The 12,957-nt window shown below is 52.0% G+C and carries 17 protein-coding genes; 2 read left to right on the forward strand and 15 right to left on the reverse strand.

The annotated features are described in order from the left end of the window. Window positions 1–14: 14 nt before the first annotated feature. Window positions 15–863, reverse strand: coding sequence for an N-acetylglucosamine kinase (locus ACAW75_RS25525; RefSeq protein WP_370731621.1), 849 nt, complete (start codon window positions 861–863; stop codon window positions 15–17). Between the two features lie 3 nt (window positions 864–866). Next, the gene (locus tag ACAW75_RS25530) at window positions 867–1,115 is read right to left on the reverse strand and encodes a cytochrome b5 domain-containing protein (protein WP_370731622.1); all 249 of its coding nucleotides are present in this window, start codon (window positions 1,113–1,115) and stop codon (window positions 867–869) included. 106 nt (window positions 1,116–1,221) lie between these two features. On the opposite strand from ACAW75_RS25530, the gene ACAW75_RS25535 reads away from it, so the two are divergent. Further along, a complete protein-coding gene (locus ACAW75_RS25535) occupies window positions 1,222–1,680 on the forward strand; it encodes a hypothetical protein (RefSeq protein ID WP_370731623.1) in 459 nt (152 codons plus the stop codon). A 59-nt stretch (window positions 1,681–1,739) separates the two neighbouring features. Continuing rightward, window positions 1,740–2,762 carry a thiamine-phosphate kinase gene (gene thiL, locus ACAW75_RS25540; protein WP_370731624.1) on the forward strand — a complete coding sequence of 341 codons (1,023 nt, stop codon included), beginning with the start codon at window positions 1,740–1,742 and terminating at the stop codon, window positions 2,760–2,762. A gap of 31 nt (window positions 2,763–2,793) precedes the next feature. On the opposite strand, the gene ACAW75_RS25545 is transcribed toward thiL, so the two are convergent. The 13 genes from ACAW75_RS25545 to ACAW75_RS25605 form a co-directional block, all read right to left on the reverse strand. Then, entirely contained in the window at window positions 2,794–3,303 is a 510-nt protein-coding gene (locus tag ACAW75_RS25545; RefSeq protein WP_370731625.1) for a gamma carbonic anhydrase family protein, read from the reverse strand. A 149-nt stretch (window positions 3,304–3,452) separates the two neighbouring features. Then, window positions 3,453–4,871 carry a hypothetical protein gene (locus ACAW75_RS25550; protein WP_370731626.1) on the reverse strand — a complete coding sequence of 473 codons (1,419 nt, stop codon included), beginning with the start codon at window positions 4,869–4,871 and terminating at the stop codon, window positions 3,453–3,455. A gap of 200 nt (window positions 4,872–5,071) precedes the next feature. Further along, on the reverse strand, window positions 5,072–5,404 hold the full coding sequence (locus ACAW75_RS25555; protein WP_370731627.1) for a YegP family protein: 333 nt from the start codon (window positions 5,402–5,404) through the stop codon (window positions 5,072–5,074). Window positions 5,405–5,536: 132 nt separating this feature from the next. Continuing rightward, window positions 5,537–6,139 (reverse strand): HD domain-containing protein, encoded by a 603-nt coding sequence (locus tag ACAW75_RS25560; RefSeq protein WP_370731628.1) that lies wholly within the window; start codon window positions 6,137–6,139, stop codon window positions 5,537–5,539. A gap of 76 nt (window positions 6,140–6,215) precedes the next feature. Next, entirely contained in the window at window positions 6,216–6,785 is a 570-nt protein-coding gene (locus tag ACAW75_RS25565; RefSeq protein ID WP_370731629.1) for a Crp/Fnr family transcriptional regulator, read from the reverse strand. Between the two features lie 167 nt (window positions 6,786–6,952). Then, window positions 6,953–7,708 carry a subclass B1 metallo-beta-lactamase gene (bla, locus tag ACAW75_RS25570; RefSeq protein WP_370731630.1) on the reverse strand — a complete coding sequence of 252 codons (756 nt, stop codon included), beginning with the start codon at window positions 7,706–7,708 and terminating at the stop codon, window positions 6,953–6,955. A 39-nt stretch (window positions 7,709–7,747) separates the two neighbouring features. After that, complete coding sequence (locus tag ACAW75_RS25575) at window positions 7,748–8,662, reverse strand: helix-turn-helix domain-containing protein (protein WP_370731631.1); 915 nt, start codon at window positions 8,660–8,662, stop codon at window positions 7,748–7,750. Between the two features lie 67 nt (window positions 8,663–8,729). Further along, window positions 8,730–9,590, reverse strand: coding sequence for an SDR family oxidoreductase (locus ACAW75_RS25580; RefSeq protein WP_370731632.1), 861 nt, complete (start codon window positions 9,588–9,590; stop codon window positions 8,730–8,732). Window positions 9,591–9,634: 44 nt separating this feature from the next. Beyond that, window positions 9,635–10,519, reverse strand: coding sequence for an NmrA family NAD(P)-binding protein (locus tag ACAW75_RS25585; RefSeq protein WP_370731633.1), 885 nt, complete (start codon window positions 10,517–10,519; stop codon window positions 9,635–9,637). A gap of 191 nt (window positions 10,520–10,710) precedes the next feature. Further along, window positions 10,711–11,016: a DUF1330 domain-containing protein gene (locus tag ACAW75_RS25590; protein ID WP_370731634.1), complete on the reverse strand. Its 306-nt coding sequence runs from the start codon at window positions 11,014–11,016 to the stop codon at window positions 10,711–10,713. Between the two features lie 373 nt (window positions 11,017–11,389). Continuing rightward, complete coding sequence (locus tag ACAW75_RS25595) at window positions 11,390–11,806, reverse strand: type II toxin-antitoxin system VapC family toxin (RefSeq protein WP_370731635.1); 417 nt, start codon at window positions 11,804–11,806, stop codon at window positions 11,390–11,392. After that, complete coding sequence (locus tag ACAW75_RS25600; protein WP_370731637.1) at window positions 11,788–12,003, reverse strand: hypothetical protein; 216 nt, start codon at window positions 12,001–12,003, stop codon at window positions 11,788–11,790. The genes ACAW75_RS25595 and ACAW75_RS25600 overlap by 19 nt, the downstream gene beginning before the upstream one ends. 221 nt (window positions 12,004–12,224) lie before the next feature. Next, complete coding sequence (locus tag ACAW75_RS25605; RefSeq protein ID WP_370731636.1) at window positions 12,225–12,719, reverse strand: outer membrane beta-barrel protein; 495 nt, start codon at window positions 12,717–12,719, stop codon at window positions 12,225–12,227. Between the last annotated feature and the right edge of the window lie 238 nt (window positions 12,720–12,957).

Consider the following 12,957-nt stretch of genomic DNA (forward strand, 5'->3'; position numbering starts at 1 on the left):
AGCGCCGATGGCTGTTACCTATGATAAGCCAGCAGGCCATCGATAGGGGCCTGCACGAACCGGCCCGCCTGTAGGTGTTGCTCGGTTAGCAAGTCGGTTAGCCAGTCGGCAAAATGATAGCCTATTGATCCGACAAAGTGAATAGGATACTGGGCGTAATCAGGCATTCGATGCACATACAGCTGCAAAAAATCAGTGAAAGCTGACCGTACTAAATCACGCACAAAGTTTGTGTGGCGGTGGGCTGACAGAAAGGGGGCAAAACGGGCAAAGTATCGGTTGGGATAGGGTTTGTTGTAGGCGTGATCCAACACCGTCAGCCTGTCCAGGCCGTACTGACTGGCAAAGTCTTTGTGTAGTTCATCTGGTAAGTGGCCATGAAGGAAGGCGGTAACCAGCCGTTTACCCAAATTGCCGCCACTGCCTTCGTCGCCCAGCCAGAAGCCAAGCGAATAACTGGGGGTCGTAATCTGTTGTCCGTCGAAGAAGCAGGTATTTGATCCCGTTCCGAGAATGCAGACAATACCGGGTTGGGTGTGGGCCGCACTCCGGGCCGCCCCCAACATATCACTGGCTACATGAATAGTTGCCGCTGGCTGCAACGTTGTTTGAATGGCCCTGGTAATACGATTATTGCTGTCTGGTCCGGTGCAGCCCGTTCCGTAGAAATAAACGGTAACGGGTGTGGTCAGGACCGGTAATTGCGGAAGCAGTTGTGCCTGTAGTGTTGACCGGAGCTGGCCTTCATCCTGAAAATAAGGGTTGAGTCCATCAGTTTGAATGGATATAACCGGCTGGTTTGGTTGTACAAGCCGCCAGGCGGTTTTGGTCGAGCCACTATCAGCGATCAAGGTGGAGGTCATGCATTAGTTGGTTAGCGTTCCTACTGCCTTAAACCGTTGAAAAACGAGTTCAGTGTGGGGAGCGTCGGCCAGTTCGTCGGTGAGGTCCTGACCCGCCCAGTGTTCGTAATGTTTACCATTTCGCCAGAGGCGCGACGTACCTACATCGTAGATCAGGCCCTGGTAAGCGCACCAGATTTCGTCGCGGTCATTGCCGTTCCGAAGTGCCAGCTGGGCTCGCGAATAGGAGGGTAAGTCAGCAGTGGGTGTCACAGAAAAAGCCGTTAAGTCACTCGCACAAAAATAACAGGAACCTGCATTCTCTATTTATCAATTATACATGTACCTTTAACATTCGAGTCAGATGCAAAAAAGGCTTATGAAAAAGACCCAATACACACTCCTACTTGCTCTTAGTGCGATTTTCTATATCCTTACTGGTTGTAAAAGCCCGGCACCTGCTGTACCGGTTGCTGATCGGATAAAAAATAACTACGTAGCTGCGTCGGTGGCCGAGGGTAGCACTACCGTTTACACGGCGGGTGGTACATCGAATACGAAACCCGGATACTCGCAGTTCCGGCTTAACCTATCGAGTCCGCCAGCCGTTACCTACACGGCTGTAGATGGTACAGTGTTTACCGGTACGTATGCGTTAGTGGGGGATAGTCAAATTGTACTGAGTGGCCTGACTAGTTCGGCAGGCCCATTGACAGGTGGGAACACAATCACGTTCAATATCACCAACCTGGCCGATGGCACCGTGACGCTAACCCGCACGACGCCCGATCCTAAAACAGGTAACACAACAAACGTTTACAACCTGAAGAAGGGGTAAGCGTTCGCAACTTATTCAATACCGAAGCCGTTCCGTTAAACTGGAACGGCTTTTTTGTGATGACTACACTTGATACACTTGGCGAACTCGGTTTGATCGATCGCATTCAGAAAGAAACCCCTGCCGCTGTGCAACCCGGCACTGTTCGGGGCATTGGCGACGATGCTGCCGTCTTCGTCCTCTCTGATTCGGAATTTGGCCTGCTCTCGACCGATATGCTGCTGGAAGGCATTCATTTTGATCTGACCTATATGCCGCTCCGACACCTGGGTTTCAAAGCCGTGGCCGTAAACGTGTCGGATATTGCGGCGATGAACGGCTTACCAACGCAGATCACCGTAGGGCTGGGCCTGAGCAGCCGGTTTACGGTTGAAGCGGTTGACGAGCTGTATGCGGGTATTCGGGCCGCCTGCGAAGCCTACAACGTTGATCTTGTAGGGGGCGACACCAGTTCGTCACGCTCGGGACTGGTCATTTCGGTATCGGTGCTGGGGCATGTGGCCAAAGACCGCATTACCTACCGCAACACGGCACAGCCTAACGATGTGATCTGCGTGACGGGCGATCTGGGAGCGGCCTACCTGGGGCTGCAACTGCTGGAACGCGAGAAGCAGGAATACCTGGCCAACCCCGATATGCAACCGTCGCTATCGGAAGAGCGGGCCTACCTGATTCAGCGACAACTACGGCCCGATGGTCGCACTGATATTATCCATGAGCTGCGCGACCTTGATGTGATTCCTACCGCCATGATCGACATTTCGGATGGGCTGGCCTCAGAACTTCTACACCTCTGCACGCAGTCGGGCACAGGGGCCGTCATCTTCGACGAAAATATTCCGGTCGATGATCAGACGTACCTGGCGGCCGAGGAGTTTAAGATCAGTCCGATCACGGCGGCGCTGAATGGCGGGGAAGATTATGAACTGCTGTTTACGGTGAAGCCACAGGAATTCGAAAAGCTACAGCATCACAGCCGGATCACCGCCGTGGGCTATATGACAAACACCCCCGACCAAATTGTGCTGGCGACTAAAGCGGGTCAGCAAACTCAAATTCGGGCGCAGGGCTGGAAACGCTAGCATAAGCAACCCGCATCTCCCCCCCCATAAATTACCTGAACCAACCGGCGTACATGACGTAGTTGTTGGCGGTGCGCATAAACACCTCTGCCTGTTCGGGCGATACGGCTTTGAGCAGGCGGGCGGGGTTGCCAGCGTAAATGCTACCCGGCGGCACAATTGTGTTCTGGGTAACAATGGCTCCGGCTGCAATGATCGAGCCCGTACCGATGACAGCGCCGTCCATGATGATCGCGCCCATACCAACCAGGACCTGATCGTCGATGGTACAGCCGTGAACGACAGCATTGTGCGCAATGGATACGTAGTTGCCTATAGTGGTGGCCGTTTTCTGGTACGTACAGTGAATGACGGCGCCGTCCTGCACGTTGCAGCGGTCACCCAGAGAAATTCGGTTCACGTCGCCGCGGACTACAGCGTTGAACCAGACCGTACAGTCGCGACCCATCGTGACCTCACCAACAATCGTGGCGTTTTCTGCAAACCAGCAGGAATCATCAAATTGGGGCGAAATACCCCGCACAGGTCGAATTAGAGCCATATCGTTTGCCAGTGAGTTGCTGCTCAGGTACGTTGCTGAGGCCGCCAATGGCAAAGGTCGCAAAGAGATACATTGTTGCCGTATGGCTACGCACAAAAAAGCGGTGCTAACCGGAAGGTCAACACCGCTTACGCCTCAAATCGCTCTCACTAATTCTTGTCAGACGTCTTTTTCATCAGCTTGTCTAGCGCGTCATCGGCGTCGTCAACAAGCCGGTTGGTTTCACGACGTACCTGGCGGAAGTCGCTCTCTGACGTATGCTGCACTTTATAAACCTGGTCTGTCAGCTGGCGACGTTTATCCTGAAGATTTTTCTGGGCATCTTCACGCGCTTTTCGGGCCGACCGGTTTTCGTTGGCTCCATCGCCTTTCAGACCGTCCATCTGCTTGTCGATCTTCGCAATTTCTTCGTCGATCTGATCAACTAGATCCTGACGATCATTAGTAAAGCGGTCGTTTGTTCCGGCACGGCCATTTACATTCACATCGCCGCGCTGACCATTGCCTGTATCCTGGTTACGGGTCGGATCATTCTGGTTAGCCGACCGGTCCGTCTGCGAATAGGACCGATCGGCATTGTTCCGATTCTGATTGTCCATCATCGACGAATCGTTACCCGATCCGTTCGTATTTCGGTTATCCGAACGCTGGCCCTGCTGGTTTCGCGAATAAGTACCATAGCTATCACCGTTATTGTTCGACCGGCTATTGTATGAATCATAGCCGTTTGGCTGGTTTGATCCCATCCGGCTGTCGTTGTTCATCCGGTCAGTATTATACCGGTCATTGCCCTGTGAGCTTGGATTCGTGTCATTCCTCGACATGTTCCGGTCATCGTATGAGTTCCGGTTATCATTTCGATCAAGGTACGAGTTGCGGTTGTCGTAGGTATTGCCGTTCGAATCCCGGTTGCTGTACCGGTCGTTGTTCGCAGTACGGTTATCATACCGATCATCATTCCGGTATGAACGATTAGTCATGTCAGAAGAATACCGATCCGAACTGTAGGAATTCCGGCTGTCCCGGTCAGAGTCAGCGCGGCTGTTCCGATCATTGTACGAGTCGGCACTGTACCGATCACTGTCCCGGCTATATCGGTCGTTCAACGAACGGTCATCATCACGGCTATACCGGGCATCGGAATCGTTCCGATCCGAATCAGACCGATATCGGTTATTGTACGAATCAGCGTTCCAGCGGTTGCTGCTGTTCGAGTCAGACCGGTATCGGTTGTTGTATGACCCTGAGCGTTCGCGGCTCGTTGTGCGGTCGTCGTCCTGATTACGGTCATCGTCACGGCGCGAGAAAAGACCTCTCCGCGCTTTAGTATCGTCATCACGATCATCGTCACGGCTGTCGCGGTCGGTATATCGATCGTTGCGCGAGAAAAGGCCGTTACGATCATCATCACGCCTGCGGTCGTTGTCCCGGTCTGAACGACGGGCTGAAGCAGGAGCCCGATTGACAGAATTAGAGTCTTTATAAAGCCACCCTTCTACGGTGGCGCAGGATGATAAACTGGTAATGGCCGCCAATAGGGCACCTACTACCCACACCTTCTTTTTCATAACGTTGAGATTTTCATAAGAAAACGGCCCAAAATTGGTGCCAATGCCAATTTTGGGCCGTCAGGGGCCTTTTCAAGCAGGTAAGTGTAGAAGTATTCTACAAAAACTGTAGAATATATTGCCTGGTTCTCAGGTGTTGCCCCGTATACAACAAGGCTTTTTACAAAACTGATGATACAAGGGCCAGGTGTATGACTGGCCTAGGCCGTTTGATCGTCAACCGTAGCGTCGGGTGCGTTTGCTTTCACCGACTCAATACCGTTATCACGGGCCGATGCACTTTCGTACATTTCGCTGCTGCCGATGAGCTGACCATTGCCCGCTTTCAGGGAGAAATACGGCTTGCCACTCGCCGATGTTTTCCGCTCGAACCGGTCATCCTCCTGCGAATTTTTCCGTACTGACTCGATGCCGTTTTCGCAGCCCGATTTGGCCGAATAGCCTTCACTGCTGAGAATGGTTTGTCCATTTCCGGCTTTCAGATTGAATTGGAATTCGCCGTTGGCGCGTTTGGTGATCACGAATTTGCCCATTGTTTTTAGGTAAGCATTTGAGGAATGAGTCGTAAAGAAATCACTTTTTCTGCTGAATATAAACGGTAAAATGATCCTTCAGGTAACTGGCTGATAATGATCATGTTCACGCTCCTCATGGCCTTGGTTGGCTCAACGGCTGCCCTCCTTTTTTAAGATTCCTTTCTCAACGCTGTCATTGAGTAGTCTCTCTGCGTATTGCCAGACTAGATCGGACCCCTGTTGGATAACCTGCTTTTTAGCGTACACTTTTTCATAGGTTATGCCGAATTCATTCCAGGTGCCACCCTTGTTCGAGGTATTCTGTAATAAGGGTTCCAGCCGGTCCATGGCCCGGGCAAACTTGGCCTCGTTTGTTTGATGGTCTTCAAACTCTTCCCATATAGCCATCAATTCATCGAATTGATAATCAGGCAATAACCCGAAAATGCGCTTGGCCGCTTTTCGTTCTTCTTCTGTGTTGTCGTGGCTTTTTTGCGTATCGTAAATAAAGGTGTCACCGGCATCTATTTCAACAATATCATGGATCAGAAGCATCTTGACAACCTTGAGCAAATCAACCGGAAAATTTGCATGCCCGGCTAAAACGATGGCCATCAAGGATAGATGCCAGCTGTGCTCGGCATCATTCTCGTTACGATCACTGTTCAACAGCTTAGTCTTACGAAGAATGTACTTGAGTTTATCCACTTCCTTTATGAACTCAATCTGCCTTAAAAGATCCGTAAATTCCATCGGTCTGTTTTTTGATGATGAGGCAAAATTGAGTGGTGCCGCTGTAACTACAATTGCCAATTGGCAAGAAGTACACCTAGGGTATATTTTTTCGGATCCGGCTCAATGAGGATGGCGTGATGCCCAGATAAGAAGCCAGCATACTGAGCGGCACACGATTGGCCAGCCCCGGGTAATGGTCAAGAAAATTCAGGTATCTTTTCTGGGCGTCCTGCACCAGCATGTTACTGGTAAACTTCAACTTATTTTCTAAAACGTAAGAGGTGATTTTGACGAATATATCGTGCCAGCCGGGAATGAGGGCGGCGAGGTGGGTGAAGTCGTCTTTGGAAAACACTAAAAGTTGACAATCGGTGATCGCTTCAATGTACTCGGCTGATGGAATTTCATCGCGAAAACTGTTCATGTCAATGACGAATCGGTTCTCATAGACAAAGTACCGGGTAAAGCTGTCGCCGAGTTTATCGTAGTAGCAGACCCTGAAAATTCCGTCTGTCACGTAGCCTATCTGCGTAGAGACTTTGCCGGCTTCGGCAAAGTAGGCGCCTTTGGCAATGCTCCTGAGTTTGACCTTCGCCCTGATTAACTCCCGCTGTGGTGGAGATAAAGACCCAAATTGGCGCAAATAGGCGAAGAGTTCTTCCATTGAATAAAGCTATTGAGGGGTGGCCCGGTCGTTGGGTCGAGGCCACCCCTCATGACCTAAACAGCCTATCGGGCTGCTAATCAACTACAAACCTTAAGTCAAGCAGCCTGTCAGAACGACTGACAGGCTGCTTGAAACGTACCTGCTTCCAGGTATAGAACCTGTGTTCAACGTTTAGATGCCTTATATTTTTCCAGCAGCTGTAGTGTGTGTTCCAGTGATCGGGTGTCGCCCCATTCTTCGTGGCCAGGCACTACAATGTGGGCGGTTCCAAACCGGGCCATAACCCGACGCATAGAGGTTGCCCACTCGTTCAGGTTCGCATCGCCTACGAAGCCCATTCCGAACGCGGCGACACTCTTCACGAAACAACCGCCGTGCAGAACCTGCTGGGTAGGGAGCCAGACCACGATGTTGTCGCTGGTATGGCCTTCGCCGGGGAAATAGCAACGAATAGGTACGTTGCCAATGGTGAAGGTGGTGTCGGCCGGTAAAATGCCTTCGGGCGGCACGTACCCATCCTTCATCGCCAGCTGAGCTGTTCGCGGACTACCGACGACCCGAACGCCTGCTTTTTGCAGCTCGCCAGTGCCCCCTACGCGGTCGCCGTGAGCGTGCGTGACAATACACAACCGCACGGGCTGATGCAGGCTGTCGGCTACCCATTGCAGTAGTTGCCGCGTATTATCGGTGTTCTCTCTTGTATCCCAGCCTGTATCGACCAGTACCACGCCGTCGTCTGTCCGGATGATGAGGCCATTCGAGGGGACAAAGTCTTTCTGGTATTCGCCATACGTCACGTGTACATACACCCGATCGGTCAGGGGCGTAACGGCGAGTTTAGGCTTCGATTGCGCCTGCATGAAACCAATGGCAAGAAGGGCAAAGGCAAGTGTAGTGAGCGTGCGTATGTAGAGAGACATAACGCTAAATTACGAAGCCGGTGCATTATGTAGGGCCGATCAGTTAAACGACTGCCTGAATTCCAGCGGCGAATGCTTGGTTTTGCTTTTAAACAGTTTGCTGAACGATTGAGAATGCTCAAAGCCCAGTTCGTAGGCAATCTCCGTCACGGTCAGATCAGTGGTCGATAGCCGTTCTTTGGCTTTCTCGATCAGCTTAGCATGTATGTGCTGTTGCGTACTCTGGCCCGTCAGAATTTTCAGCAGGGCGCTCAGGTAATTGGGCGACACGTTCAACGCATCGGCAATGTATTGAACCGTAGGTAAGCCTCGTTTCGCCAGATCATTGCTGTTGAAATAAGCCTCCAGAATCATTTCCAGCCGATCGAGGAGTTGATAATTGGTGATTTTCCGGGTGATGAACTGCCGGTGGTAAAAGCGGTCGGCATAGGTCAGCAACAGCTCGAGCTGGGCAATGATCACATCCTGGCTGAAGGTGTCGATCGGCGAGTGGTATTCCTGCGAAATGCTCTGCATCAGGCTCGTCAGCATGGTTTCTTCTTTCTCCGACAGGTGCAGCGCTTCGTGTACGGCATAACTGAAGAAATCATACTGTTTTATCTTTTTGGCGAGCGGAGTGTGCCATAGAAAGTCGGGATGAACCAGCAATAGCCAGCCTGTATGCTGCAAATCGGCCTGTGCCTCGATGGTGAAAACCTGACCGGGCGATACGAAAAAAAGTACGCCTTCGTCGAAATCGTAGGCCTGCTGACCGTATTTCATCTTGCCGTTGAAATTCCGTTTCAGCGCGATGGAATAAAAATCCTGAACGATACTGGTGGCTTTCTCACATGAAAATCCTTTGATCGATTCAAAGTTGATCACGCTAACCAACGGATGCTCGGGCTTTGGTAAGTGCCTGCTCGTATGATAGTCGGATATCGTTTTTAAGCGAAGCGGTTGGCTGTTTTTCATGTGTTTAGTAGTTTGTTATGTGGTTGCTTCGCGCTGTAGCGCGAAGCAACACTACAGCGCGAAACATCTACAGCTTAAATAACTCCTTCAATCCTTCAGTGAGTGATGCTGGTTTTCGCCCGAGCAAGTTTTCCAGATCAGGACTTATGGCGTCTTCCTGGCCGTTTTTAATATCAGTCATAAACCCGATCATCCGCTGAACCCTGAATTCGGGCACCCCCCGTTGCTTCATCTGCTCAGCAAACGTTGCTGCCGGTGTATCGGTGTAACGCACGTCTCTGCCTGATAAGTTGGTCAGTGTGGCCGCTACGTCGCCGAAGGAATAAGATGCGTTACCAGTGAGTTCGTAGCTTGTATTACCCGTACCAGGCTCGAGCAGGGCATTGGCCATGGCTTCACCCATCTCGCTCCGGAGGGCGAACGAAACCCGCCCCTGACCGGCTGGTAACCTGATACCCGTATCGAACACCGCTGGCCCGACAAACAGCGGAATGGTATCCAGGTAGAGGATGTTGCGGAACAGCGTGTAGCCGAGCCCGCTTGCTTTGATGTACTCTTCCGTCTGAAAATGGCCTTCCATCAACTGATTGGCCAGCGTCCGTCTGTCTTTCAGTGCGCGGCTGGTGTAGGCAATTCGTTGAACGCCCGCCTTTTTGGCCGCGTCGACCACGTGCTGGTGTTGCCTGAGCCGATTGTCTTCATCGGTGCCAGCGATCAGCAGCACCGTATCGATACCCTGCATGGCCCTATCGAGCGACGTAGGGTCATCATACGTACCCAGCCGTACAGACACACCACGTTCAGCCAGATGGCTGGCTTTCTGCTCATCGCGAACAAAGGCGGCTAGTTGAGTGGGGGGGAGTTTTTTGTGTAAAAACTCGATAACGGTCGAACCAAGCTGGCCCGTTGCGCCGGTTATAAGAAGCATTGTATCTATTGTTTGTTGGGTTGTGTATGGGCGTAGCCCGTTGGTTATCCGTTATATACTGCCGCAAATTCCCTGGCGAAATCCTCCAGCTTCACGCTGCCTGTTGGGACCGACTGATGCAGGTCATAATCTCGCCGCATCAGGCCAGCGTGGATGCTGGCTCCCAGATCGACCAGATCGGCGGCGATACTGGCAGGTACCCCATTGGCCTCCATGCCGCTCCGCGCCTGCTCGTCGGTAAACGTGACCCAGGCTAATTCTGGCTTACCGATGGCCTTGCCAAATACGTGCGCAATCTCGGTACAGGTGCGATCGTCGCTGGCGATGTAACGGACAGACTGGTCTGTTGTCGCGGTGGTGAGCTCATCCGCGGCGACAGCAGCAATATCAACGGGGTCCACCATAATCAGCTTATTATCGCCTCCATAATTAGCCCCCATGATACCCATGCCCTTAATCAGGCTTACCTGGTTGAACAGATTGTAATAGAAATACGCCGGGCGCAGGTGCGTTACTGCCACGTTGGGCAACTTGTTCAGCAGGCCCTCCATGTCATGCGCGCCCAGGATACCGCCCGTGCCTTCAGCCAGGTCAGCGCCGTAGCTGCTCAGGGAAACCACTCGCTTCACACCCGCCTGCTCGATGGCCTGCACATAGGTACGCCCGATGTGTCCGTAATAGGCCCGCAAGTCAGGGACCTTGAAATTGGGCGGCACCATGGCATAAACGGCATCAGCCCCGGTGAATGTAGCTGTCAGGAAATCGACGTCGTCTAATGAGCCGATAGCGGCGGTAGCACCCAGCGCGGCTATGGCTGCCTGCTTATCGGGATTGCTGCTGATGACCGTAACGGTATGACCGTTCTGCGTTAGCGCGTTGGCCAGCGGTTTGCTGATATGGCCCAGCGAGCCGGTTACTACAAGGTTCATCGTCGTTGATTTTTGACAAAGGTCCACCGCTGCGGACAACCAACTGTAACCGAATCTATGGTTGTTGTAGTCGAATCAGAGGGATCTGGTCGGAATGCTTGACAGGCTAGCCCACGGCTACCCGCAGGTACGTTGCTGATTGGTGGGCACGTACCTGCGGGTAGCTGTGGGGCAGTTAGCAGGAAGTTCTACTACAACCGCACGCCCTGAATCAGGATGGCCGCCCGAACCGACTGTTCTTTCAGGTGCAAAAACTGTTTGCGGCTTTCATCTTGTGAAAAGGCCCTGAAGTCCTGCTCTGTCTCGAAGCTCACAAAATGAATTTCGTACGGCTTTTCCATCAACTGCTCGTCAATGAACGCATCGTCGGCAGGACGTACCCGTAACAGAAGCTGCCCGTTATACCTGGCGATGAGTGGAATGGCTACGTCCTCAAACTCATGGAACACCGCCTCCTGCCCCTCGTTGACGTAAATTAATTGCGTAAAGTAGATCATGATCGCGTAGGATTATCAGCAAGTTAGCAAACGAGTTGTGTTAGTCCGCCGCTACCCGAATGACTAAACCCGGCAACGTACCTGCCATGCCACCGTTGTGTAGCCTCACAAGTGCCAGATCAATTGCGTCTGTGCGCCGACGCTGTGTGCTTTAGAAGTCAAGGTTTGCGAGGCGGGGTTACTGGCTGATTTGTAAAAGGAATAGGACGCCGTAGGCTGAACCAGCAGCGACAGGCGCGAATTGAAGCGATAGTTTAGCCCCACGCCAACTACGCCTTCTGTCCAGAGGTGATCGGCTGTAAACGTTTTGCTTTGGGACAACACGATACTCGCCGAAAAATAGGACGATAACCGCTGCCCTATCATCTGATAGCTACTCTTGCTTCGGGCCGAATTGATGCTGGTACTTGGGCCGGTAGAATGTAATGCCTTCAATGAAGTCGAAATCCTTCTTATTGAAGGTGAACAACTCAACAGGGTAGGCCAGCGCCGTTGCGGCAATTAGCATATCAGCAATGCCTGGGCGTTTGGTATGGTGTTCCCAGGTTAACCGAAGAAGGGTGCGGGAGATTTCTGCGTCCAGACCAATGATATTGAACTTGTTAATGGTCTCTGTTGTCTTCCGCCGCTCTGTTCGCTTCATGCCAACATACATCTCCGCTTCTGAAATCACGCTGAGAGCCAGCCGGGAGAAACCGAGTTCGTCAAGTTCCTGTAACATGACGGGCGTACCCCGGAAGTACTCAAACAAGACGTTTGAATCACAGAGAACTATCTTCTTTTGGGCCATGCTGCCTTGCGAATAGACTCCATTGTACGCTCATCCTTCGCCCATATTCCGCCAAATGAAGCAGGGGTTTCAGTAGGGCTGGCGTTACCAGTACGCAGAAATGGAATTTGCGTCTCTACCTGAGCGTCTATACCATGCTCGCCCAGCAGCTTGAGGGCTTTGGCTAAATCATTATCGCTGACGAGTAAGGTCTTCATTGGTCTCTATGCTATGATACAAGTATACAACAAATTTCGCCCCGTTAAGAGCTCAACAGCGTAGTGCCGTAGCTGCCCGACAACGTACCTGCCGCGCTTCAGGCCTTACAAATGCCAGACCAGTTGCGTCTGCGCGCCGATGCTGTACGCTTTGTAATTCAGCGTTTGCGAGGTGGGGTTAACAGCCGGTTTGTAGAAAGAATACGACGCCGTAGGCTGAATCAGTAGCACAGGCGCGACATGAATCGGTAATTGGCCCCCGCGCCAACTACGCCTTCCGTCCAGAGGTGATCGTCTGTAAACGCTTTGCTTTTGGCGAACACGACACCCGCCGAAAAATAGGGCGATAGCCGTCGAGCCGTTAGCCGGTAATTCACCAGAACGGGCAGCTGCCATCCCTCGCTAGTAAAGGAAATGGGTTCACCAGGCCCTTGCCAATTCGCTGTCCGAGCCGTATTCCGGTAATACAACGCCCCGACCGACACATCCCATTTCGGCGTGACATGATACCGCGCCGTTAACCCAACCGACGAAACTGTACTACGGATATCCGCCGGAATCAGCGTTCTCGACCCGTTGGGGTTAAGCACATCAACCTGATAGCTAGTCTTAGTTGCGTTAAGCCAGTAAGCGGGCGCGATCGATACCCGGCTTTGGGCCAAAACGCCCGTCATGCAGGCGCCCAGCAGGTCAACCGAAAGAAGAAAGGATTTCATACGTCATATTGTTGAGTTTACTCCTTAAACACTTGTAGCAGAACCAAAATCACATTGAAAATAAGAGTGTAATAGTGTCTACCCTACATTACGGACTCGAAACAGTGTTCAATGTTTATTGATGCGTGAATTAGTCTGTAAAGAAACCTACCTCCTTCTTGCGAAAGAAAGCAGTAATGAGTTTGGGATTAGCTCGCAACTGAGCTAACAGATCAATCACCGATTTAGCCAATTGCGA

The sequence above is a fragment of the Fibrella arboris genome (assembly GCF_041321095.1).
Classification (GTDB): domain Bacteria; phylum Bacteroidota; class Bacteroidia; order Cytophagales; family Spirosomataceae; genus Fibrella; species Fibrella arboris.

Excerpts from the sequence above, each read along its gene's own strand:
- ACAW75_RS25525 (WP_370731621.1), bottom strand. The coding sequence starts at position 863 with ATGACCTCCACCTTGATCGCTGATAGTGGCTCGACCAAAACCGCCTGG.
- ACAW75_RS25535 (WP_370731623.1), top strand. The coding sequence starts at position 1,222 with ATGAAAAAGACCCAATACACACTCCTACTTGCTCTTAGTGCGATTTTC.
- thiL (WP_370731624.1), top strand. The coding sequence starts at position 1,740 with ATGACTACACTTGATACACTTGGCGAACTCGGTTTGATCGATCGCATT.
- ACAW75_RS25545 (WP_370731625.1), bottom strand. The coding sequence starts at position 3,303 with ATGGCTCTAATTCGACCTGTGCGGGGTATTTCGCCCCAATTTGATGAT.
- ACAW75_RS25550 (WP_370731626.1), bottom strand. The coding sequence starts at position 4,871 with ATGAAAAAGAAGGTGTGGGTAGTAGGTGCCCTATTGGCGGCCATTACC.
- ACAW75_RS25555 (WP_370731627.1), bottom strand. The coding sequence starts at position 5,404 with ATGGGCAAATTCGTGATCACCAAACGCGCCAACGGCGAATTCCAATTC.
- ACAW75_RS25560 (WP_370731628.1), bottom strand. The coding sequence starts at position 6,139 with ATGGAATTTACGGATCTTTTAAGGCAGATTGAGTTCATAAAGGAAGTG.
- ACAW75_RS25565 (WP_370731629.1), bottom strand. The coding sequence starts at position 6,785 with ATGGAAGAACTCTTCGCCTATTTGCGCCAATTTGGGTCTTTATCTCCA.
- bla (WP_370731630.1), bottom strand. The coding sequence starts at position 7,708 with ATGTCTCTCTACATACGCACGCTCACTACACTTGCCTTTGCCCTTCTT.
- ACAW75_RS25575 (WP_370731631.1), bottom strand. The coding sequence starts at position 8,662 with ATGAAAAACAGCCAACCGCTTCGCTTAAAAACGATATCCGACTATCAT.
- ACAW75_RS25580 (WP_370731632.1), bottom strand. The coding sequence starts at position 9,590 with ATGCTTCTTATAACCGGCGCAACGGGCCAGCTTGGTTCGACCGTTATC.
- ACAW75_RS25585 (WP_370731633.1), bottom strand. The coding sequence starts at position 10,519 with ATGAACCTTGTAGTAACCGGCTCGCTGGGCCATATCAGCAAACCGCTG.
- ACAW75_RS25590 (WP_370731634.1), bottom strand. The coding sequence starts at position 11,016 with ATGATCTACTTTACGCAATTAATTTACGTCAACGAGGGGCAGGAGGCG.
- ACAW75_RS25595 (WP_370731635.1), bottom strand. The coding sequence starts at position 11,806 with ATGGCCCAAAAGAAGATAGTTCTCTGTGATTCAAACGTCTTGTTTGAG.
- ACAW75_RS25600 (WP_370731637.1), bottom strand. The coding sequence starts at position 12,003 with ATGAAGACCTTACTCGTCAGCGATAATGATTTAGCCAAAGCCCTCAAG.
- ACAW75_RS25605 (WP_370731636.1), bottom strand. The coding sequence starts at position 12,719 with ATGAAATCCTTTCTTCTTTCGGTTGACCTGCTGGGCGCCTGCATGACG.